The following is an 814-nucleotide window of genomic DNA, read 5'->3' on the forward strand; positions in this document are numbered from 1 at the left end:
CCCCCTTGCGCCCCAATCCCCATCAGGCGCATCATCGCTCCCAAACCGGAGCCACCCGCGATGCTGCCCACCCTCACCGTCTTCGAAACCTCCCCCGACCGCGGCCGCGGCCTTGCGCGGGACATGCCGGTCCGCTGGGCGCTGGAGGAAGTTGCACAGCCTTACACCGTACGCCTCGTCTCGTTCCCGGCGATGAAGGAGGCCGCACACCGCGCCCGCAACCCTTTCGGCCAGATCCCGACGTATGAGGAAGGCGGCCTCGTGCTGTTCGAATCGGGCGCCATCGTGCTGCACCTCGCGCAGAGCCATACCGGGCTGCTGCCGGAGAACCCGGAAGCTCACACCCGCGCGGTCACATGGATTTTCGCCGCGCTTTCCACGCTGGAACCGCCGATCGTCGAACGCTCGATGGCCGCCCTGTTCGAGAGCGACAAGCCCTGGCACGAGGAGCGCCTGACCATGCTCGATGCCCGGGTGCACACGCGCCTCGGAGACCTCGCCGCGCGGCTGGGCGATACGGAATGGCTGGACGGTGCCTTCAGCGCGGGCGACCTGATGACGATCTCTGTACTGCGCCGCCTCGCAAGCACAGAGCTGCTGGAGGACTTCCCAACGATCCGCGCCTACGTCGCACGCGGCGAGGCCCGCCCCGCCTTCCAGCGCGCCTTCGCGGCGCAGTTGGCGGTGTTCGAACAGGCCGGGCGGTAAGCGATCGAATCCGCAGCGCTGAGCAGTAAAGACAATGGATCGCCCCTCCCTTCGTCATTGCGAGCGCAGCGAAGCAATCCAGGGCGGTTTGCACGGCCCTGGATTG

The 814-nt window shown here is 67.6% G+C and carries 1 protein-coding gene; it reads left to right on the plus strand.

The features are described 5' to 3' along the window. Positions 1-60 precede the first annotated feature (60 nt). Complete coding sequence (locus ACYPYD_RS24430) at positions 61-708, plus strand: glutathione S-transferase family protein (protein WP_459666021.1); 648 nt, start codon at positions 61-63, stop codon at positions 706-708. Positions 709-814: the final 106 nt, after the last annotated feature.

Source organism: Novosphingobium sp. 11B (genome assembly GCF_054589055.1).